24 protein-coding genes and 1 pseudogene are annotated in these 19286 nt (G+C 49.4%); 16 read left to right on the forward strand and 9 right to left on the reverse strand.

Annotated features, from left to right (window positions below; all coding sequences use genetic code 11):
* Positions 1 to 102: 102 nt before the first annotated feature.
* The 5 genes from purB to rluE all read right to left on the reverse strand — a co-directional run bounded on the left by purB (position 103) and on the right by rluE (position 4554).
* The gene (gene purB / locus J2125_RS21270; protein ID WP_017801912.1) at positions 103 to 1473 is read right to left on the reverse strand and encodes an adenylosuccinate lyase; all 1371 of its coding nucleotides are present in this window, start codon (positions 1471 to 1473) and stop codon (positions 103 to 105) included.
* Positions 1474 to 1522: 49 nt separating this feature from the next.
* Positions 1523 to 2176, reverse strand: a complete 654-nt coding sequence (gene hflD, locus J2125_RS21275; RefSeq protein ID WP_017801913.1) for a high frequency lysogenization protein HflD — start codon at positions 2174 to 2176, stop codon at positions 1523 to 1525.
* A 78-nt stretch (positions 2177 to 2254) separates the two neighbouring features.
* Positions 2255 to 3361, reverse strand: coding sequence for a tRNA 2-thiouridine(34) synthase MnmA (mnmA, locus tag J2125_RS21280; RefSeq protein WP_017801914.1), 1107 nt, complete (start codon positions 3359 to 3361; stop codon positions 2255 to 2257).
* A gap of 49 nt (positions 3362 to 3410) precedes the next feature.
* Positions 3411 to 3884, reverse strand: coding sequence for an NUDIX domain-containing protein (locus J2125_RS21285; protein WP_017801915.1), 474 nt, complete (start codon positions 3882 to 3884; stop codon positions 3411 to 3413).
* Between the two features lie 37 nt (positions 3885 to 3921).
* Positions 3922 to 4554, reverse strand: coding sequence for a 23S rRNA pseudouridine(2457) synthase RluE (rluE, locus tag J2125_RS21290; RefSeq protein WP_017801916.1), 633 nt, complete (start codon positions 4552 to 4554; stop codon positions 3922 to 3924).
* 132 nt (positions 4555 to 4686) lie between these two features.
* Here rluE and icd point away from each other — a divergent pair, with 132 nt between their 5' ends.
* A complete protein-coding gene (gene icd / locus J2125_RS21295; RefSeq protein WP_017801917.1) occupies positions 4687 to 5937 on the forward strand; it encodes an NADP-dependent isocitrate dehydrogenase in 1251 nt (416 codons plus the stop codon).
* A 906-nt stretch (positions 5938 to 6843) separates the two neighbouring features.
* On the opposite strand, the gene J2125_RS21300 is transcribed toward icd, so the two are convergent.
* Both J2125_RS21300 and J2125_RS21305 read right to left on the reverse strand, forming a co-directional pair.
* Positions 6844 to 7158, reverse strand: coding sequence for a BrnA antitoxin family protein (locus J2125_RS21300; protein WP_017801919.1), 315 nt, complete (start codon positions 7156 to 7158; stop codon positions 6844 to 6846).
* Positions 7145 to 7429: a BrnT family toxin gene (locus J2125_RS21305; RefSeq protein ID WP_017801920.1), complete on the reverse strand. Its 285-nt coding sequence runs from the start codon at positions 7427 to 7429 to the stop codon at positions 7145 to 7147. Before J2125_RS21305 ends, J2125_RS21300 begins: the two co-directional genes overlap by 14 nt.
* A gap of 217 nt (positions 7430 to 7646) precedes the next feature.
* Between J2125_RS21305 and J2125_RS25055 the strand changes: the two are divergent.
* Positions 7647 to 7790, forward strand: a pseudogene (locus J2125_RS25055) (NADP-dependent isocitrate dehydrogenase); the annotation flags it as partial.
* 112 nt (positions 7791 to 7902) lie between these two features.
* Here the strand turns inward: J2125_RS25055 and J2125_RS25325 are convergent.
* Together J2125_RS25325 and J2125_RS21320 are read right to left on the reverse strand one after the other, a co-directional pair.
* A complete protein-coding gene (locus tag J2125_RS25325; protein ID WP_157819454.1) occupies positions 7903 to 8061 on the reverse strand; it encodes a DUF1482 family protein in 159 nt (52 codons plus the stop codon).
* Positions 8062 to 8439: 378 nt separating this feature from the next.
* On the reverse strand, positions 8440 to 8805 hold the full coding sequence (locus tag J2125_RS21320) for a hypothetical protein (RefSeq protein WP_017801923.1): 366 nt from the start codon (positions 8803 to 8805) through the stop codon (positions 8440 to 8442).
* A gap of 436 nt (positions 8806 to 9241) precedes the next feature.
* Here J2125_RS21320 and J2125_RS21325 point away from each other — a divergent pair, with 436 nt between their 5' ends.
* From J2125_RS21325 to J2125_RS21385, 14 genes are all read left to right on the forward strand, one after another.
* Positions 9242 to 9448, forward strand: a complete 207-nt coding sequence (locus J2125_RS21325) for a hypothetical protein (protein ID WP_017801925.1) — start codon at positions 9242 to 9244, stop codon at positions 9446 to 9448.
* 51 nt (positions 9449 to 9499) lie between these two features.
* Positions 9500 to 9736, forward strand: coding sequence for a DUF1367 family protein (locus tag J2125_RS25330; RefSeq protein WP_017801926.1), 237 nt, complete (start codon positions 9500 to 9502; stop codon positions 9734 to 9736).
* Positions 9736 to 10314 carry a DUF1133 family protein gene (locus tag J2125_RS21330; protein ID WP_026111810.1) on the forward strand — a complete coding sequence of 193 codons (579 nt, stop codon included), beginning with the start codon at positions 9736 to 9738 and terminating at the stop codon, positions 10312 to 10314. Before J2125_RS25330 ends, J2125_RS21330 begins: the two co-directional genes overlap by 1 nt.
* A gap of 211 nt (positions 10315 to 10525) precedes the next feature.
* Entirely contained in the window at positions 10526 to 10855 is a 330-nt protein-coding gene (locus J2125_RS21335) for a phage holin, lambda family (protein WP_017801928.1), read from the forward strand.
* 136 nt (positions 10856 to 10991) lie between these two features.
* Positions 10992 to 11933: a hypothetical protein gene (locus J2125_RS21340; protein ID WP_017801929.1), complete on the forward strand. Its 942-nt coding sequence runs from the start codon at positions 10992 to 10994 to the stop codon at positions 11931 to 11933.
* Positions 11933 to 13261 (forward strand): hypothetical protein, encoded by a 1329-nt coding sequence (locus tag J2125_RS21345; protein WP_017801930.1) that lies wholly within the window; start codon positions 11933 to 11935, stop codon positions 13259 to 13261. Before J2125_RS21340 ends, J2125_RS21345 begins: the two co-directional genes overlap by 1 nt.
* A 14-nt stretch (positions 13262 to 13275) precedes the next feature.
* The gene (locus J2125_RS21350) at positions 13276 to 13716 is read left to right on the forward strand and encodes a hypothetical protein (protein ID WP_017801931.1); all 441 of its coding nucleotides are present in this window, start codon (positions 13276 to 13278) and stop codon (positions 13714 to 13716) included.
* Positions 13716 to 14300 carry a hypothetical protein gene (locus J2125_RS21355; protein ID WP_017801932.1) on the forward strand — a complete coding sequence of 195 codons (585 nt, stop codon included), beginning with the start codon at positions 13716 to 13718 and terminating at the stop codon, positions 14298 to 14300. Before J2125_RS21350 ends, J2125_RS21355 begins: the two co-directional genes overlap by 1 nt.
* Positions 14301 to 14394: 94 nt before the next feature.
* Entirely contained in the window at positions 14395 to 16185 is a 1791-nt protein-coding gene (locus tag J2125_RS21360) for a transglycosylase SLT domain-containing protein (protein ID WP_017801933.1), read from the forward strand.
* A 2-nt stretch (positions 16186 to 16187) separates the two neighbouring features.
* Positions 16188 to 16850, forward strand: coding sequence for a hypothetical protein (locus J2125_RS21365; RefSeq protein ID WP_017801934.1), 663 nt, complete (start codon positions 16188 to 16190; stop codon positions 16848 to 16850).
* A complete protein-coding gene (locus tag J2125_RS21370) occupies positions 16847 to 17113 on the forward strand; it encodes a hypothetical protein (protein ID WP_017801935.1) in 267 nt (88 codons plus the stop codon). The genes J2125_RS21365 and J2125_RS21370 overlap by 4 nt, the downstream gene beginning before the upstream one ends.
* A gap of 1 nt (position 17114) precedes the next feature.
* Complete coding sequence (locus J2125_RS21375) at positions 17115 to 18128, forward strand: hypothetical protein (protein WP_017801936.1); 1014 nt, start codon at positions 17115 to 17117, stop codon at positions 18126 to 18128.
* Positions 18121 to 18825 carry a hypothetical protein gene (locus tag J2125_RS21380; protein WP_017801937.1) on the forward strand — a complete coding sequence of 235 codons (705 nt, stop codon included), beginning with the start codon at positions 18121 to 18123 and terminating at the stop codon, positions 18823 to 18825. Before J2125_RS21375 ends, J2125_RS21380 begins: the two co-directional genes overlap by 8 nt.
* On the forward strand, positions 18822 to 19169 hold the full coding sequence (locus J2125_RS21385) for a hypothetical protein (protein ID WP_017801938.1): 348 nt from the start codon (positions 18822 to 18824) through the stop codon (positions 19167 to 19169). Before J2125_RS21380 ends, J2125_RS21385 begins: the two co-directional genes overlap by 4 nt.
* Positions 19170 to 19286 lie beyond the last annotated feature (117 nt).

Below are 19286 nucleotides of genomic sequence, written 5' to 3' on the forward strand. Positions count from 1 at the left end.
AAGCCTTTCCTTTATGAAAACACTAATAATATATGCCGAGTATAGGTTAAAGCAGCTAAACAACAGGTTAACATGGGCTGACTTGCGCCAGCCCACCGGACATTATTTCAGATCATCAACCATCTGAATAGCCCGACCGATATAATTTGCCGGTGTCATCTGTTTCAGGCGGGTTTTCTCCTCTTCCGGCAGCGCCAGGCTGTCGATAAAGGTCTGCATGCCCGCCGCATCCACGCGTTTGCCGCGCGTCAGCTCTTTCAGCTTCTCATAAGGTTTTTCAATGCCGTAACGGCGCATCACAGTCTGAATCGGCTCAGCCAGCACTTCCCAGTTATGATCCAGCTCGTCCAGCAGACGGTCGCGGTTCACTTCCAGCTTGGAGATGCCTTTTAGTGTGGCCTGATAGGCGATCAGCGCGTAGCCGACACCCACACCAAGGTTACGCAGCACGGTGGAGTCCGTCAGATCGCGCTGCCAGCGGGAGACTGGCAGTTTGCTGGCCAGATGCTGCATTACCGCATTCGCCAGCCCCAGGTTGCCTTCGGAGTTTTCGAAGTCAATCGGGTTAACTTTATGCGGCATGGTGGAAGAACCAATCTCACCGGCAATGGTTTTCTGTTTAAAGTGATTCAGCGCAATGTAGCCCCACACATCGCGATCAAAATCGATCAGGATGGTGTTAAAGCGCGCCATGCAGTCAAACAGCTCAGCAATATAGTCGTGCGGCTCAATCTGGGTGGTGTACGGGTTCCAGGTAATGCCCAGTGAAGTGACAAACGCTTCACTCAGCTGATGCCAGTCCACTTCCGGGTAGGCGGCGATATGGGCGTTATAGTTGCCTACCGCGCCGTTGATTTTACCCAGCACTTCAACCCGCTCCAGCTGGCGCAGCTGGCGTTCCATACGGTAAGCCACATTAGCCATCTCTTTGCCTAAGGTTGAAGGCGTAGCAGGCTGACCATGGGTGCGGGAGAGCAGGGGAATATCGCGATATTGCAACGCCAGATCTTTCACGGCGGCAATCAGCTTCTGCCAGTACGGCGTGATAACATCACGGCGTGCGGTTTCCAGCATCAGCGCGTGCGACAGGTTATTGATATCTTCAGAGGTGCAGGCGAAGTGAATAAACTCAGAAACCGCATGCAGCGCAGGCACTGACTCCACTTTCTCTTTCAGAAAATACTCAACCGCTTTGACATCGTGGTTGGTGGTGCGCTCAATGGTTTTAATGCGCGCGGCGTCATCTTCATTGAAATTAGCGACAATAGCGTCAAGGTAAGCGTTTGCGTCGGCGTCAAATGCAGGAACTTCCTTGATCTCTGCGGTCGCGGCCAGTTTCTGTAACCAGCGAACTTCAACCTCAACGCGGAACTTCAGCAAACCGTATTCGCTGAAAATAGCGCGCAGCGGGCTGACTTTGTCGCCGTAACGACCATCGACAGGTGAGACGGCGGTCAGAGAGGATAATTCCATCAGTGCAACTCCTGGATCGTTAACAAGGTATTGGGCTGAATACCCGGCGCTATTCGGCCGGGATATCTGCCGGGGTGATATTGGCTAAAATTCTTTTTGCTTCATTCGCAAGGCGATTGCGGGAAAACATTAACTGCAGGCGGCCACCGCCAACCTGCTGCCACAGCACCGCAGAACGAATACCCGCCAGCAGAGTGGCGCGCACTTTGCTCTGGATCTGTGAGTTCTGTAACACTGCCGGCGAACCGGTGACCTGAATGCGCGGTCCGAGCGGGCTGATAACATCGACGTAAATCGCCGCCATCGCGCTCATCAGCGTTTCGGATTCCAGCTCATAATGCGCCAGCTGGCGATCAAGCTGGGAGATGCGGCTGGCCAGCTCATTCAGCGCCGACTTATTGCTGTTGAGCTTACGCTCCAGCACCATCAGGCTCAGCGTGTAACGCGTCAGTTCGGCTCCCAGCCCCTGACGGTTGCTGGTATTCAGGATCGCCAGCATGCTTTCGAGGCCAAAGCGCAGATTAGCTTCGTTATTACCATATACCGCCAGCGTGGATGACGGATTTAAATCCAGTAAACTTTGCAGCGAAACCTTCAGAATTTCGCTGTCGCAATGCCCCTGATGCGCCAGCTGTTGCACCAGATGCGCCGACTGACAGATGCCAGCCATCGCTAACGTGATATCGTAATAGTTCTTAGCCACGGTTACTCCTGTTTACGCGTCGCGCGCATTTGATGCTGTGCAATTCATCGGCACGGGCGGTGAGAACGCCGCCCCGGCCTACAGTAGCGGTAAACGCTGTTCAATGATGCCGCCACCAAGGCAGACATCATCCAGATAAAAGACCGCTGACTGACCGGGAGTAACCGCGGCAACCGGTTGGTCAAAACGCACTTCAATCGTATCGTCATCCAGCGGGGTGATCACACAAGGAATATCCGCCTGACGATAGCGGGTTTTAACCACGCAGCGTAGCGGTTCGCGCAGATTTTCACGGTCGACCCAGTCCAGCTGACGGGCAATCAGGCCAACCGACATCAGGCGCGGATGCTCGCCGCCCTGGGCGACAACCAGCAGGTTACTGGCGACATCTTTGTCCACTACATACCATGGGTCGTCGTTGCTCTCTTTCATGCCGCCAATACCCAGTCCTTTACGCTGACCGAGGGTATGGTACATCAGACCCTGATGTTCGCCGACGGTCTGACCATCGACAGTGACAATCGCGCCGGGCTGCGCAGGCAGATAGCGGCCCAGGAAATCGCGGAATTTACGCTCGCCGATAAAACAGATACCGGTGGAGTCTTTTTTCTTCGCGGTGATCAGATCCAGCTCTTCAGCAATGCGACGCACTTCCGGTTTCGCCAGTTCGCCAACCGGGAACAGGCTCTGGGCAATTTGCTGATGGCTTAAGGTATAGAGGAAGTAGCTCTGATCTTTATTGTCGTCGAATCCGCGCAGCAGGCGGCTTTTACCATCGACATCCTGGCGGCGCACATAGTGGCCGGTAGCAATAAAGTCCGCGCCAAGATCTTCTGCGGCGAATTCAAGGAAGGCTTTGAATTTGATCTCTTTATTACACAGAATATCCGGGTTTGGCGTGCGACCGGCTTTATACTCTTCGAGAAAATGTTCAAACACATTATCCCAGTACTCGGCGGCAAAGTTGACTTTATGCAGGCGCATGCCCAGTTTATCGCAGACCGCTTGCGCATCAGCCAGATCTTCAGCGGCGGTGCAATACTCCTCACCGTCATCTTCTTCCCAGTTTTTCATAAACAGGCCTTCTACCTGGTAGCCCTGCTGTTGCAGTAACCAGGCGGAAACGGAAGAGTCGACGCCGCCGGACATACCGACGATCACTTTTTTCTGGCTGTTGTCAGACATGACACACTCACGATAAGGAAATAAGGAATAAAACAAGCGGCGTATTCTATCACGCGTCGCGGGCGGGCGCACCCTCGCAAAACGGCCACTGAAACGCCTGTAAAAGCGCCAGCGGATAGCGCTCTGCGCGTTGCCAGATACGTACGCTTTCCGCTACCAGCGGCGAACGCAAATTACTGGCCTGCAGAATCTGTTGCGGTGGCAGCCACCAGCAGCGGTCAATATCGCTATCCTGCGGCGTCGTTGGCAGGCATGAAGGCAAATCGAGGGCGAACAGTACGCGCAGAAACGGCGTATTATCCGGCGCGATCCACTGATGAATGCGCAGCAACCACTGTGGCGACGCCTGAATGCCGGTCTCTTCCAGCAGTTCGCGCTCAGCGGCCTGAATCAGGGTTTCATCCGCTTCCAGATGGCCCGCAGGCTGATTCCAGGTGGCGACGCCGTTAATGGTCTCTTCCACCACCAGCAGCTGTCCTTCGGCCTGCACCACACAGGCGACGGTAACATGGGGTTTAAACATGGTGCTCTCCGTGATAGTTAACCTGTGGTTATCGATTTCAGCTGCTTATGTCGGCGCTGATATCGCGCCATTCACCGGGTTGCAGATCGCCCAGCTGTAAAGAGCCCATGGCGAAACGAATCAGCCGCAGCGTCGGGAAGCCAATATGCGCCGTCATGCGGCGCACCTGGCGATTACGGCCTTCGTATAAAGTGACTTTCAGCCAGCTGGTGGGAATCGCTTTACGCTCACGAATCGGCGGATTACGCGGCCATAACCAGGCGGGTTCGGTCACCCGTTCGATGCCTGCTGGCAGGGTTGGGCCATCTTTCAGATTAACCCCAGTGCGCAGCGGCTGTAGTTGCTGCTCTTCCGGCACGCCTTCCACCTGAACATAGTAGATCTTTCCGGTGTTTTTACCTGGTTGCGTCAGCTTCGCCTGGAGTGCGCCATCGTTGGTCAGCACCATCAGTCCTTCACTGTCACGATCAAGACGACCCGCGGCGTAGACATCGGTTACCGGGACAAAATCTTTGAGCGTTGCGCGTCCCGCTTCATCGGTAAACTGCGGCAGGACATCAAAAGGTTTATTAAAAACAAGCACCCGACGCGGGCCTTTTGGCGCACGGCGGGCGTCAGCACTCTGGCTGAATCGTTTAACGCGGTGATTTTTAACAGGAGTTTTCGGCATGGTCTTTGCAGTTTGTGACAATAAGCGCATTATAACGCAAACCCGAGGTGATTGGCGCGGAGTTAATATTCGAGTAGTATTGACGCGCATCTTACAAGTCATTAACAAAAAAAGCGCTCGAAGGAGAGGTTAATGGAAAGCAAAGTAGTTGTTCCGGCTGAAGGTCAAAAAATCACCCTGGATCAGGGAAAACTGGTTGTTCCGAATAACCCTATCATTCCTTTTATCGAAGGCGATGGTATCGGGATTGATGTTTCCCCAGTGATGATCAAAGTGGTTGATGCCGCAGTACAGAAAGCCTATAACGGCGAGCGAAAAATCTCCTGGATGGAGATCTATACCGGTGAGAAGTCCACCGAACTGTATGGCCCGGATGTCTGGCTGCCAGAAGAAACCCTCGATCTGATTAAAGAATATCGCGTTGCCATCAAAGGCCCGCTGACCACCCCGGTCGGTGGCGGTATTCGTTCTCTGAACGTTGCCCTGCGTCAGCAACTCGATCTCTATATCTGTCTGCGTCCGGTCCGTTACTATCAGGGCACCCCAAGCCCGGTAAAACGTCCGGAAGAGACCGATATGGTGATCTTCCGCGAAAACTCTGAAGATATCTATGCGGGTATCGAATGGAAAGCGGGCTCTGCGGAAGCAGACAAAGTGATTAAGTTCCTGAAAGAAGAAATGGGTGTGAAGAAAATCCGTTTCTCTGAGCAGTGCGGTATCGGTATCAAGCCGTGTTCAGAAGAGGGCACTAAGCGCCTGGTTCGTGCAGCCATCGAGTATGCGATCACTAACGATCGTGACTCTGTGACGCTGGTACATAAAGGCAACATCATGAAATTCACCGAAGGTGCGTTTAAAGATTGGGGATACCAGCTGGCTCGTGAAGAGTTTGGTGGTGAACTGATTGATGGCGGCCCGTGGCTGAAAATCAAGAACCCGAACACCGGCAAAGAGATCGTGGTAAAAGACGTGATCGCCGATGCGTTCCTGCAGCAGATCCTGCTGCGTCCGGCTGAGTATGACGTTATTGCCTGTATGAACCTGAACGGTGACTACATTTCTGATGCCCTCGCGGCACAGGTTGGCGGTATCGGTATTGCTCCGGGTGCTAACATTGGTGACGAGTGCGCGCTGTTCGAAGCTACCCACGGTACGGCACCGAAGTATGCTGGTCAGGATAAAGTGAACCCTGGTTCAGTGATCCTGTCGGCAGAAATGATGCTGCGTCATATGGAATGGTTCGAAGCCGCCGATCTGATCGTCAAAGGGATGGAAGGCGCTATCGCAGCGAAAACCGTGACTTACGATTTCGAACGTCTGATGGACGGCGCTAAGCTGCTGAAATCATCAGAGTTTGGCGATGCAATGATTAAGCATATGTAATTCAGCTTGATCAGTATCAGGCCGGTCAGGGGGGAACTTCTGGCTGGCCTGATGTGTTTTAAGGCCTTTTCCCAAAACTCTCCGCCAAAACCGGTTGTAAAATGTAATGACCTTAACCTCAATCATGAATTTTTCTGGAAAGTCACTTCTTATGGTGATCGTAAAAGTTCAGTTTCTGGCTGATTTCATATTGTAGTGTTTTTTTATAAACCCGAATTATGTCATATGAAAATCCAGGGATATTCTACAACGCCAGACAAAAGGTATATAAATTTTATAATTTCAATATTGTATATTCTGGAGTCAGAATATTGAAAAGAATATATTATAACCATCAGGAGGGTTTGAAGTGAAAATCGATGCCAGTATGATTTATACGATAATTCTATGGTTAAAATAAGTAATGTAATATGGGTGTTACATGGCTTATAAAACAGCAATTTTAAGTGTAATTATCTTCTGTGGTATATATTCTGTGATTGTTTTTTCTCGGTTATTTCCATTTAATGGATAAACGAGAGAAGAAATGGGGCAGTTAAGGGACTTATGGATTTTTGATGTTGTTTTATAATTTTTTGGGGGCGCATGGGGAAAAATTTGAAAGATTCGCGATTGATTATGCGATATTCTCCAATATTCCATTGGAGAAGCTTGTTGCAAAGAAACATGTTCTTCTAATCGATAGAAAATTTTTTGGAAACCAAAATATAGCTAATTTCTTAGCTGAATAATAAAAATTCCCGTATTGATGTGCGCCAATGTTAAGCATTCAAATATCTAAATAATTGAGGGGCCTTAACTTCGCCCCTATGCTCGCAAGAGGTTTTGGGGAATATTATCCTCTATTATAATTTTACTCACAAGTACACTAAAACGCGGCGCCGTGGAAGACGACACAGCCAGATCTCAAATTTTCACATCAGAAGGATTATGTTCTTTTAGCCACTCCTTCAATGCTGCATCAATACGAGGCTGCCAGTTGCTGCCAGTCGCGCGGAAAGCCGCGATAACGTCAGGAGAAAACCTGATCGTTACTTTTTCCTTTTTAGTGTCCGCTACGGGACGCCCACGCCCGCTCTTTTCTCGCAGCGACTTCAGCGGTATCAGTTTCCTCGCAGGATCTTCCAGAAGCATGGCATCAGGATCAGACGCCACAGCTTCACGGATTTTTGCGTCTTCTTCATCTGTAGGGAAGATAGTGCCGGGTTTAAGCTTCGGCATAACGTTTCACCTCCTGTTTAGTTGCAAGGCGCAGGCTGATGATCCTGCATGTCTGAAAGTCGTCTGATTCGGTGAAACAAACCGAAAAAATCCGGTCACCAAGCCGGGCAAGCCCATAGGTTATGCCCACATAGCGAGTTTCACCGTAATCCATTCTGTCGTCTTCCAGAACGACCATTTCATTCCAGTCGAGTTTCTCTGCATCAGACAACGAATAGCCATGCTTTTCTTTATTGCTGGCATCCTTTGCCGGGTCGAAAACAATGTCCATATTTATTGTACCTACATTAAATGCGGAGTTCAAAGTCTGAACAGCATTACTATGCCATATTACAGCTTCGTTGCGGGAGATTGAAATCCTCTAAAGCAGCGATTTTCTTTCCGCAAAAAAACAGTTAACTAACTGGTAATAATAGTATTTTAATGCGTCTCTGAATGCCCGTTCTGCATGTCAATGAACCCAAATAAAGATTTATTAGAATCAATTGGCCGTAATTATGCTGCGTCATATGGAATGGTTCGAAGCAGCCGATCTGATCGTAAAAGGTATGGCAGGCGCTATCGCAGCGAAAACCGTGACTTACGATTTTGAACGTCTGATTGACGGCGCTAAGCTGCTGAAATCTTCAGAGCGTATCGCCAGAACATCTTCAATATTGTTGCCAAAACGGTTTATAAAACGATTAATCACAGGGGGTAATCAACCCATCTTTTCACCATTAATCAAAACATCTGTCCGTGATCTTACCGATCTAAAGAATAACAATTTCCGGTAAATATACGGTGTTCTGTTATCTCTTCTTCACAAAATTGTTTTGATTCATACCAGTTAAGCAATGCCTCAACACAGGTTGTGCCATCAGCTGGACAAACAGTAATGATTAAGGCAAATAACCGACTCATGCAGTTACCTCGTTATTGATGCGTTCTTTCCCGCCGTCAGAACAAATCGCTGAGCTACTGCTGTGCTTAAATTGACTGCGATTATTGGGTCATCATAAAAGGTCGTATTAAGAGCTTTGGTTTCAGGCTTAAGACCGTTAAACCCTGCAATATCGCACCTGCCGTCATGTTCATATGCCTCAGGCTGGCTACTTAGCTTCAGACTGCGCCGGGTTAACTCGTGGTATTGCCCCGGCATGTTCAGTTTGCCGCGAGGGATGCTTTGCTGAAACTGAATTTACTAAACGATAAATCATAAGTAAAGTGTATGATAAACAAAATTGAACCAACAATAAAAAAACCAGCGCTATGCTGGCTTCTGTATTGCAGGGCGCAGGCTCAGGTTTGAGCCGCCTGACGAAGGCGGGCTAGCTCATCAAATAGTTTATCGTATCCTTCAGCTTTCTCGCGGAAAAGAGTAAGCACCTCTTGCTTACCTGCGTCAGGAAAACGTCTGAAATAGCCGATTAATTCCTTTTCAGGCGCGCTTAGCTCCAGCTGAAATGCAGTATCGACGCCGTTCATCAACGTATCGAGGTGCTTCAGCGGCATCCCGTAATCATGCTCAATTCTGCGCGCTGCCTTTTCACCAAAAGACGATTTGCCGTTTATCAGTTGTGATAAATAGCTCTTTTCATTTTCCGGAAGCGGTTTACCAGTAAACCACTCTTTAAGGCGGATTCGCCTGATTTCTCTTATGTCCATAACTCATTCTGATAACAATGTGCCAAATAAGCAAATGCTTGATGTTTAGTTTAGTGTTTAGTAAACTTTGTGGTGTTTACAGCAGCAAAAAATGCATTTAAACAGTCTGCTCATCAGCGTAAGCAGGATGCGGCAGTTAATTCAGCAAAGTGTCTGGCACCTTCACTCTGTTAACACCCGCGCGGCTCAGGTTCACTCACAGAGCCAGATAAGTCTGGGCGAAACCGGCTCAGGTAAAGGTTTATTATTTTAACGTTTTGATATTTATTAAATTAATAATTATATTTTTATCTATTTATAACGACAGGTTTACAGTGCAAGTAAAAAAACAGAATCGTTTTACTCTGCCACTTTGTACTGAGGGTTAAGAATATCTTAATTTTACAGGGTTGGAATGGAACCAACAGCAAGCTGTAAATTTGCATGGAGAGGTAAAATGATTGACAGAAAACAACTGATCAAAAATCTCCCTCGAAACGGTATGACAGTCGTACATACGGGCGATGGAAAGATTATTTCAGTACGGTCATTAAGCAACAGTGAACATATTGCAACTGTTGCTGAATTTATTGAAATTGCCCGCGCGGCGGGCTATAAATGTCATATTGTCATACCTAATGACCAACGTTACACTGCTAAATAAACTGGCCTGAACAACCAGTGCTGAGTGACTGCTGTGCCTTCGGAGGATATGATGGCGCAGCTTCAGTTTATACAGATAAGTCAAAATATATTCACCCCGGCAATGTCCGCGGCCAGTGAGCTCCTGCACAGCATTAAAGCTGGCGCCGGGTCAGATGACGATTTTATACCTGGACGCAATAATAAATTGTCTAATAATCTTTTTCGCCTTAACAGCATATCCGGTATCTTCCGGCTTGCTGTGGGCATTTTCCGCATAACGGAAATGCTACGCGAGGAGGCAGTATGATGATTTATCCATCCACTGTCGGTAAAGCCGATGCCAGTGACATTCGACTCTGTACTCTCGAAACTGTCTGGATACAAGGCAAGTTAAGAATGTGGGGGCGATGGTCTTATATAGGGGGAGGGAGTGTCAGTAATATGTTTAATCAGTTGCTTGCTTCGGGAAAAATAACCCAAAAGGCGATAAGTGAAATTTTGCACAATCTGAAAAAATCCGGATTAAGTAAAGATGAATTAGCTGCTTACTTTCGTGAGCTTCTGGCAAGTAAACACAAAAGCTCGCTGGTATTCTGTACCGACCACGAAGCGATGATTATCGACAGAGTCGTTAGCGAAGTTCTTTTCCATTATCCGCAGCTTATCAGATTGCTGCATGACCGTTTCGACGGACGCGGCAAAAGCAAAAAGCAGTTAGCGCGTGAATTCAATAACAGCCATCCCGAGCGGAGCCTGAGAACCTGTGAAACTCGAATCGATATCTGGCTTAATATTGCAGAGTCTATGCTTTACCGGCCAATGTGCGATGCGTTCGAAATAAACAGTGAAAGATTTCGCTTGCACGGCTGCGCAAATAGTGATTAACTTTATATACGCTTCGCAAAGCTGTATTTACTGAGAGCGAAAATCAAGGCCCTGATTATATGTCAGGGCTTTTTTATTGGTCGATTTTAATTTATCTGATTAATAATTTGGGCATGCTGATGTCTGAATAAGGTAAGGGAATATATTATCCCTTTCTGAACTGGTTTATTTTCCCCTTCGTACGCAAAGCCGCTCATTCAGGGAGGACAGGATGCACTCCACGCCGTCGGCACTGCTGGAACAAATAATAAAATGGATAGCAATTAATTTACCTTCAATCTATGCCGGTCTCTGTGCATTGGGCATTTCCGCCTTAATCGATGTGCGCGCCGGGAAATCAAAATTGTATACCGCTACGGGCGCATTGATTTGCGGCATCTTCGCGTTGGCTATTTCAGTTTTATTAGAGTATCTCGGGCTTCCGGCAAACTCTGGTGCTTTTGTTGGCGCGCTGGTGGGGTTTATTGGCGCGGATCGCCTGCGCGATATCGCATTGACACTTATTGCGCGCCGCACTCGTATGGACAATTCAGAAAAATAATTTTCGTTTCTTTTTTGTCATTCAACTGGTGGCTGTTTTCCGCGCCGGACTTACTGTGCGCTGGAATTGATCCCGCCCGATGCAGGATGAACTCAGTTGCTGATTATTTACCCTGACTTTTTTGCATGGACAGATAATGATGCCGAGCCTTGACGACATTGCCGGGAACACCGGTAACCAGCTTGCCTCTGTACTTCAGCCAGCAGGCGAAATCCTCTCCTCAAACCAGCAAATCACTTTTCGTCTTTATATAAAACAGCTGCTGCCGCTGGATGGTTTTGCCTGCTGGGTTAGCGCGGCAATCATCAATCGGGACGTACTAAAGCGTCTGAATATCAATAACCGTTTCACAATAACGATTAACGGCAGCCTTCACCGCCAGCTGATCCCGGAACCAGCAGAAGCCGTCTCCCGCATGCTCAACAGCATCATCTTTACGCCGACTGAGCAGATTGATGATTTTAATCTGCAAAGCCCCGATGCGATCTGGTTAGCGGAATTTTCCGGTACACAGTTTGCCTTTGCCCGTATGGATAGCGCTTACGGCCAGGCGGGGATCTTTCATTATCGGGGCACGGCAATAGTACCGACGATGCGCAGGCAACTTATCACTGACCCTGAGGATATTTCTGATCAGCAGGTGTTATCCAACAGTATGCCGATCTGGTTAAGTCTCAATCAGTTTGCTCCGGTTTATCCGTCATTTCTCAACCCAGCCAGGCTGGAGCCGCCGTATATGATTGCCGATATCAGCGAGAGCCAGCCTTTGCAGGCCGCGCCTTATAGCCCGGGCCGCTGGCAGCACGCACAGGATCAGGTACGTATAACCCTGTATGGCCTGAATAACTCCGTCGCGCTGGAATACCTCGACTATGTCGTGCACAGCGCGCTGGAGGATGGAAATTTCGGCATAACCAATATCCCGGTCATCACCGATGACATATCAAATCAGACAGAGATTGACGTGCTGGAGAATAGAAAATTTATCGATTTTTCCGCCAACTATTACCAGTCTGCCGCGCGGGACATCGCCAGACAGCTGATTAAAGAAGTCATCTTTAACTATGAGGTAAAATAATGAGTTACAACATTGTTACTGTTAACGTTTCACAAACTATCGGTGCAACGCCGTCAAGCCTGCAACAGATGTCCGCTATTATCTCGCATGGCGCCACGCTGCAAAAAAATGGCAATCCGCTACTGATTACGCACAGTGCTGAAATCACCGGGCTGGTGCAAAATACCATCGGTTCGCTGGAGGCGGAACCCTCCTCATCCGGCGCAGATGTGACACTGCGCCTGCCTGCGGGGGAGGTTATTGAGCGCGATACGGGGAGCGAAATTGATATCATCATTAGCGGTTGCGCGCCATCGGCGTGGAACGGTAAATATACCGCGACGCTGACCGCCGATGGCATGCTGAAATGGACCATCGCCCCTTCAACGTTGTCAGGAAAACCAGTAACGCTGGGTGTATTTACGCTGGCAAGCAGTGAAGAGCTGGTTACGGCGGTAAATACTTTTTTCGCCCAGGGGAATTCTGTTGGTACTTATCTGCTGGAACTGGGTGATCAGGGCGGGAAAACATCAGCACAGGTCGCCGCGTTAAAGCGTTATCTGGAAGAACCAGCTAAGCGCTTTTATGCCTGGCTGGTTCCGTCTCACTGGGACGGCGATGCTGATTTTATTGCACTGGCCAGGTTATATACCGGTAATGAAGCGATGCACTATTTTTTCACGCTGACCGCCGCACCGACTGAAGCCAGTTACAGTAGTCCATACGCCAATATCAAATCGGTTGTCGCGGTTTGCGATGACAGCTGGCCGGTGACCAACGCAGCGGCAGCCGTAATGTGGAATCTGGTTTCCGCCTCGCCTGGCGAAATCAATAAAGTCCCACCGATGGCTTTTCGCTTTCTGCTGGCGGTCAATGCCTGCCAGGCAAAACCGTCACTTCTTACCACCATGCTAAAGAATCATATCAACTACGTCGGCACTGGCGCAGAAGGAGGGATCGCCAATACCATGCTGGTTAAAGGGGTGACCAGCGACGGCAACGATATGACGTACTGGTACTCAGTGGACTGGGTGCAGATCAACGTCGATACGATGCTGGCGAACGCGGTAATCAACGGCAGCAATAATCCGATTAACCCACTGTATTACGATCAGGATGGCATCGATCGTCTGCAGATGGTTGCCCAGGGCGTATTTAATACCGGTATGGCTTACGGCCTGGTTAACGGTCACACCGCGGTTAACGCCGTACCATTTAAAACCTACGTAACGAATAACCCCAACGATTACGGAATTGGCCGTTACGCAGGGCTGTCTGCGACTTATACCCCTATGCGCGGTTTTGTGGAAATTATCTTCAACATTAACGTGACGATGCAGCTGTCTTAAAAAGGAACTGAACAATGCATAATCCAATGATCAGCCCCGGCGTGCTTAATCGTGTGAGGGCCAGCGCTAAATTTACCGATCACCCTGAACTGAATGTCTCCGCCTCCTCTCTCGCGAAGGAAGGTGTCGAGATAACCTTTCAGGGCAATATCGTTGAAGCTCTACCGGCAATGACCGGAATCGTGCAGTCGCCTCAGCCTTATGTGCTGGTGCAGGCCAAAATTCATCTGTTACGCAGCCAGGCGATGGCGGCTCGGTATAAGAAGCAGATCGAAAATGATGGTCTTATCGGGGATGTGCGTCTTTATACCGACAGCAGTACTTTTGGCGAGTTTGATATGGCCAATACCGCGATTACTTCGGTTGGCGATATGACCTTTGCCGGAGGAGACCCGGGGGTGGTGATTACGCTTACGGGTACTTATTACATCAACTCGGCCTTATGGGAGCTCTGATGAAAATCTCGCGTGTAATGAATCTGATTGTGCCGGTAGAAACGGAGTCGGGAGCGGGCTGGATCCATTCAACGCCAATTTCCCGGGAGATTTACAAACAGCATTTCCTGATCCTCAGCAAAACTTTTGCCGCCATTTTTACCGAAGGGTTAGGCACCGTGGCCGGGCCGCGAGTCGCCTGTCTGATGCTGGAGAAAATAGCTGTTGAAGCGGGTGTCTGGGACGGTGCGAATGGTGTGCGCAATACGCTGGTGGGGGAAATTATCCGCCTTTCAAACCTCGTTTATGCGCAGGAAGGAAAAGGCTGGCAGACTCAACCGCTGGATGTGGCTATCGAAAAAGGCATCGTTGTGCTGGATGAGATCATTGGTGAACTGGTTTTTTTTACCTGTGTCTCTGCGATAAACAAACCGGATCAGGCGAGGGGACTTATGGAGGTGGTGGCTGGTCTGTGGAACAGTGCCACCACATCATTGAGCCTTATGGCCTGGATCGATTCATTAGTGATATCGAAACCAGGCGGCAATTCTGGCGGGATGGAGAACACGTCGTTAGCGACATCCTCGACTACTGTGCCGGTGTAGGTTTTCGCCAGTTATTTATCGATACCCCGCTGAACCTGAAAACAGCAGCCCAGCTACGTGAACTGCTGAAATGCACCCCTCCCGGAGGCTTTTAATGGCCGGAAACCCGCTCCCCGTTGTTACCCTTGATATCGATGACGCAAAGATTCGCCAGTTGCAGAAAGTAGCGGAAAAATTTAAGGCAGCTTTCAGTGTAGGTCCTGGCGGATCTGACAGGCTGCGAAGCAGTAACATCGATATCGGATTTAATACGTTTCTGCAAAATCTTAATCAAGAGACTCAGGACACCCTGAAAGCTTTTGCTTTGATCAATAAGACACTGGAGGTCACCACCAGAACTTTAAAAGGACTCTTCGCAACAACCTTATCATGGGGCAGCAGACTGGTTTCGTTCAGGGTTGCGGGGCCATTTGGCTATGGCCTGTTCGCCAGGCAGGCAACCAGCCAGCACCGGGATGCCCAGGGACTGGGGGTGACGACCGGGCAGTTGCAGGCGGCAAAAAGCGTTTATGGCTCCCGTATCTCTGCTACGGATAACATCATGCAGGCTCTGGCCGCTGCCCGCAATAATCCCGGCCATCCTGCCTATGGTGGAATTATGTCTCTGGGTATGAATCCCAATGCCAGTGTTTACCAGAATCTGCCAATATTTCTCACCAAAATCACCGGGTTATTAGAGAAGCATCAAGATACCGGCACTGCACAAGCCATTCTGCATGCAAAAGGGCTGGATTTTATTCGTGCTGCCGATGCTAATCAGCTGATGGCAAATCGCGACAGTCTGCCTCTGGTTAATCAGCAATATCATGAACGGTCACTCTATCTGGATGCAGCGATTGGCGATGGTAGCCAGGGCAGGCTGCAGCAGGTGTATTCCAGCCTTGCGTATAACGCAGATCGGCTCGGCAACACTTTGATTAAATCACTCAGCGACCTTGCGCCCGCAATAATAAAATTTTCCGATTCAATCACTTCTGGTCTGGAGCAATTTATCCGAGGTGAGAACGGTAAAGCGCTTTTCGAGCTGCTGGGCAGGGGACTGAATTCGTTAAGTAACTGGCTTGGCAGCGAACAGTTCCAGAAGGATCTGCAAACCTTTGCCGACAACATTAAAACCATTGTTGTCGTATTGGCAAAAGCGATTGGGTGGATCGCCGGCAAAGTATCCAGTGTTGAACCTGGCGGCAGCGGAACCGGGCGAAACAGTGCGGCTCCTGAACTGGTGAATTTTGGCGATAAGTATCTGGGTGGCAAACTGCCTGGTGCTAATCCACTTAACCAGTACACCAGTATTTTTTCTCAGGAGAGGGTGTACGACAATTATCAGATGCCTGACGGTCTGAAAAAAAACATTAAGAATTTTGTCGCGCAGATGAATGATACGGCGAAATTACCCAAAGGGTTGATGACGGCGATTGCGCAGACCGGATCCTCCTGGAATCCGCTGGCCAGAAATAGGTTATCCGGCGCCGCCGGTTTATTTCAGCTCCTGCCAACAACCGCTGCCGCTTACAGCCTGAGTGAAGAGCAGGCTTTTGATCCCAATAACGCCACTCTGGCGGCAGCAAAATATTTGCAGCACAACATGCAGCGTTATAACGGCGATATTGCAAAGACTCTGGCGCAGTATAACGGCGGGCAAATTGATCAGGACGGCAACCTGAGCCTTAAAAAACAGACCGTAGACTATCTGCTGAAAACTCTGCCGCAAGTGGAGGGGGGGCTGGCGCAGCACCCCGGCATCATACCCAAATTAAGAGAGGCGAGTTACGCACTGGCGCGCGCGCCTGACAACGTCCGCGCCACCATTCAACTTGATATTAACCAGATGCCGGGATCCGATATCAGCGCCCAGGTGAAAGGCATGTACAACACTCCGGGGTAAAAATGGCATTAAATTATTTCGGCAAGGCCTGGCAACTGGCATTTGAAATCTCACCAATCATGCTGGTTGATGGGCTGGCTGCCACTATTCCCGGCGGCACATTACCCATTGCGGCGTTTACGGAAGGGCTAAGTGTTGTCAATGGGCTTTTACACGGTGAACTCGGCACCGGACCTACCGCACGTTTTATGCCGATGGCCGGGACCACTCTTATTCAACAAGATATCGGCAATCTCAATTTCTATAACCAGACAACGGCAGCTAATGCCGTCGTGAACAAACCCAATCGGATCCTGATGCAAATGCAGCGTCCCGTCGCCACCCGCGACGGCGGCTATGCGACAAAATCACTGACGTTTACCGCACTGAAAATGGCGCTTGATAAACATAATCAGTGCGGCGGCAGCTATAACGTGCTTACTCCGGCCTTTATCTATACCGGATGCCTGTTGCGCGCAGTAACAGATAACTCTGGTTTCTCAACCCAGAACAAACAGGTGCAGCACGCCTGGATGTTTGAGTTTGAGCAGCCGCTGTTAACCCTGTCCCAGCTTGAGGCGGTGCTTGGTAACCTGATGAACAAATTTGAATCAGGTTTGCCCGCAACCGGCGGGCTGGGCTGGACAACCCATGGAACTCAATTAGCGGGGCCACCGCCATTATGACCACTTATATTCCGTTCAGACCCAACGACCAGCTACCGTTTTCGTTTCAGGCAACAATTGGTGGCGTGGATCTTTTTGCCTCTGTGCCGTTTAACCTTTATGCCAATCGTTTCTATCTGAAACTGGTCGATGGCCAGGGAAACACTGCCGTGTATCTTCCTCTGATAGATTCACCGGATGATTACGACATCAATCTTGCGCTGCCCTGGGCGCCGGGTTCACTGGTTTATCGTGCTAGCAGCCGCCAGTTTGAGGTAACTTAGGATGAGATATTACAGACTGGAAATCGCCGACAAATATGGCAGACCGGCAATCGCCCGCGACGGCACGTTAATCGGGCCATTCGACACATCAGTCAGTGCAGGCAGTGGGTTGCATATTGATTTCGATGCGACGATTGCCGGTTACGATATTGTTAAAAGCGGAACCAGGATTACCCTGTACGGTTTGCCCGTTTCAATGCTGAGTCAAAGCGTCCAGCTTAGCGGATACTATTTAAAACTTAAGGCCGGTTTTACTGCGGGATTGCCTTTAGCGAATCGGAATCAGGCAGACTGGATAATCAGTGGTGAGATTTATAACTGTTATGCGAACTGGATCGGTACAGAACAGTCACTGAATTTTATCGTTAACCCCTGTCCGCTATTTAACGACGAAGGGCAAGCGCTCTGTATTACGCTGTCGGGAAAGAAAGGGGATAATCTTGGTGAGGTGGTGAAACAGGCGCTAAAAGGAGCTTACCCAAACACTGATGTGATAACCACAGTCAGCAACAAATTAGCATTACCAGAGGATGCCACTGGCGTTTGCCCACGAATGGAACCATTTTCCACCATGGTACGCAGTCTGTCGAAAAGTATCATTAAAGACGATGGCTATAGCGGCGTGCAGATCGTGAGGCAAAACGGGGCTATTCATATTTTCGATAACTGGTGGGTTAGCAGGGACGACGCTAAACAGATATTGCCGCAGGAATTAATCGGCCAGCCAACATGGGCAGGATTGAACCAGGTTTCTTTTACATGCCCTTTAAGAGCCGATCTGCGCTGTGGCGAAAAGATTAGCCTGCCGCAAAATATTATTTCCGGCCCTTCATCTTTGCTGTCGGTTAATAACCAACACTCCAGCCCCATGCTGCGGAATAATGTGAATTTCTCCGGAATATTTTTGATTTCCTCTGTGCGTCATGTCGGCAAGTACCTTTTAGCTGACAGCAGTAATGCCTGGGTTACCATTTATGAAGCGCTTGCGCAGCATCGTGAGGCCGAAAATGAGTGATGCGCAGAAATTCCCCTTTGCTAAAGCACTAACCAATATTCTCACCACTGCGGGGCAGAATAATGACGCGTTACGCGGCCGTGCATTACCCTGCCATGTAGTGGCAGTAAAAGGGCAGATTGTTACTGTCCAGTTCGATCTGCTGCCTGAGGGGGTTCACTACCCGCAGATAACCATACCGATCGCAACCTTTGCTTATATTCGCTATCCGGTTCAGCCCGGTGATAAAGGTGTCACGATTCCCGCCGATGTCTCGCTACGCGGGGTATCCGGTTTGGGTACAGGCATTGCCAGCCTGTCTCTGTCGCCTTCACTGACGCCGCTGTTTTTTGTTCCGCTCGCTAACGTCAACTGGTCTGATGAAGACTCACAAAAGGTCACCCTGTATGGCCCGGAAGGGGTGATTTGTAAAACTGTTGGCGGGGATGCATCGGTAATCATTGAGCCAGGTAAAGTGACACTGAAAGCTGCCCATATCTGCCTTGAAGGGACAATTCATCTTAACGGCCAGATTGTTCAGGATGCAGAGCAGATTAGCGGCGATACTGCCGCATCACTAATTGGCCCGCTCAGCGTACAGCACGATGCAATCATCAACGGTGTCAGCGTCAGCCAGCACGGCCATGACATCAAAAATGTGCAGGGCGGTAGCAGCACCATTACTTCAGAAAAACCCAATTCCGGAGGCAGGCAATGAGAACCTGGGGAAGAATCACTGACGAACACGGTCAGGCAAAATGGATTGCGGTGGAAGCCGATGAGAAAGGGGATTTCTCCTGGGGCTGGTTAACCACGCTGATCCAGACGCTAAAACTTAGCCTGGGTGAATCCCCGTTCTACGCCCAGTACGGTATGCCGACGCAGCAGTCAATCGTTACGCAAATACATCCCGATTACTATGTCAACATCACGCAGCAGCAGTTTGCTGGCTACTTTGCCTCGTTATCGATCAGCAAAACAGAGGGGGCTGACCGTCCCACTTATGAGATACAAGCCGTGTTTCTTAACGGAGCATCATTCAGCGAGCGTATCGCGGTTTAGTCCTGAAGCTGACTAACCCTGCACCATTACCGCGATAAAGGTAAATGGATTGCTGATTAATCTCGGTGAAATATTGGTTCCATCTCGTTAAACATCCTTATGCATATAACAGGTAAT

It is taken from the genome of Winslowiella toletana (assembly GCF_017875465.1).
Classification (GTDB): domain Bacteria; phylum Pseudomonadota; class Gammaproteobacteria; order Enterobacterales; family Enterobacteriaceae; genus Erwinia; species Erwinia toletana.

Coding starts and splice junctions, on each gene's coding strand:
- purB (WP_017801912.1), bottom strand. CDS start 1,473: ATGGAATTATCCTCTCTGACCGCCGTCTCACCTGTCGATGGTCGTTAC.
- mnmA (WP_017801914.1), bottom strand. CDS start 3,361: ATGTCTGACAACAGCCAGAAAAAAGTGATCGTCGGTATGTCCGGCGGC.
- J2125_RS21285 (WP_017801915.1), bottom strand. CDS start 3,884: ATGTTTAAACCCCATGTTACCGTCGCCTGTGTGGTGCAGGCCGAAGGA.
- rluE (WP_017801916.1), bottom strand. CDS start 4,554: ATGCCGAAAACTCCTGTTAAAAATCACCGCGTTAAACGATTCAGCCAG.
- icd (WP_017801917.1), top strand. CDS start 4,687: ATGGAAAGCAAAGTAGTTGTTCCGGCTGAAGGTCAAAAAATCACCCTG.
- J2125_RS21300 (WP_017801919.1), bottom strand. CDS start 7,158: ATGCCGAAGCTTAAACCCGGCACTATCTTCCCTACAGATGAAGAAGAC.
- J2125_RS21305 (WP_017801920.1), bottom strand. CDS start 7,429: ATGGACATTGTTTTCGACCCGGCAAAGGATGCCAGCAATAAAGAAAAG.
- J2125_RS25325 (WP_157819454.1), bottom strand. CDS start 8,061: ATGAGTCGGTTATTTGCCTTAATCATTACTGTTTGTCCAGCTGATGGC.
- J2125_RS21320 (WP_017801923.1), bottom strand. CDS start 8,805: ATGGACATAAGAGAAATCAGGCGAATCCGCCTTAAAGAGTGGTTTACT.
- J2125_RS21325 (WP_017801925.1), top strand. CDS start 9,242: ATGATTGACAGAAAACAACTGATCAAAAATCTCCCTCGAAACGGTATG.
- J2125_RS25330 (WP_017801926.1), top strand. CDS start 9,500: ATGGCGCAGCTTCAGTTTATACAGATAAGTCAAAATATATTCACCCCG.
- J2125_RS21330 (WP_026111810.1), top strand. CDS start 9,736: ATGATTTATCCATCCACTGTCGGTAAAGCCGATGCCAGTGACATTCGA.
- J2125_RS21335 (WP_017801928.1), top strand. CDS start 10,526: ATGCACTCCACGCCGTCGGCACTGCTGGAACAAATAATAAAATGGATA.
- J2125_RS21340 (WP_017801929.1), top strand. CDS start 10,992: ATGATGCCGAGCCTTGACGACATTGCCGGGAACACCGGTAACCAGCTT.
- J2125_RS21345 (WP_017801930.1), top strand. CDS start 11,933: ATGAGTTACAACATTGTTACTGTTAACGTTTCACAAACTATCGGTGCA.
- J2125_RS21350 (WP_017801931.1), top strand. CDS start 13,276: ATGCATAATCCAATGATCAGCCCCGGCGTGCTTAATCGTGTGAGGGCC.
- J2125_RS21355 (WP_017801932.1), top strand. CDS start 13,716: ATGAAAATCTCGCGTGTAATGAATCTGATTGTGCCGGTAGAAACGGAG.
- J2125_RS21360 (WP_017801933.1), top strand. CDS start 14,395: ATGGCCGGAAACCCGCTCCCCGTTGTTACCCTTGATATCGATGACGCA.
- J2125_RS21365 (WP_017801934.1), top strand. CDS start 16,188: ATGGCATTAAATTATTTCGGCAAGGCCTGGCAACTGGCATTTGAAATC.
- J2125_RS21370 (WP_017801935.1), top strand. CDS start 16,847: ATGACCACTTATATTCCGTTCAGACCCAACGACCAGCTACCGTTTTCG.
- J2125_RS21375 (WP_017801936.1), top strand. CDS start 17,115: ATGAGATATTACAGACTGGAAATCGCCGACAAATATGGCAGACCGGCA.
- J2125_RS21380 (WP_017801937.1), top strand. CDS start 18,121: ATGAGTGATGCGCAGAAATTCCCCTTTGCTAAAGCACTAACCAATATT.
- J2125_RS21385 (WP_017801938.1), top strand. CDS start 18,822: ATGAGAACCTGGGGAAGAATCACTGACGAACACGGTCAGGCAAAATGG.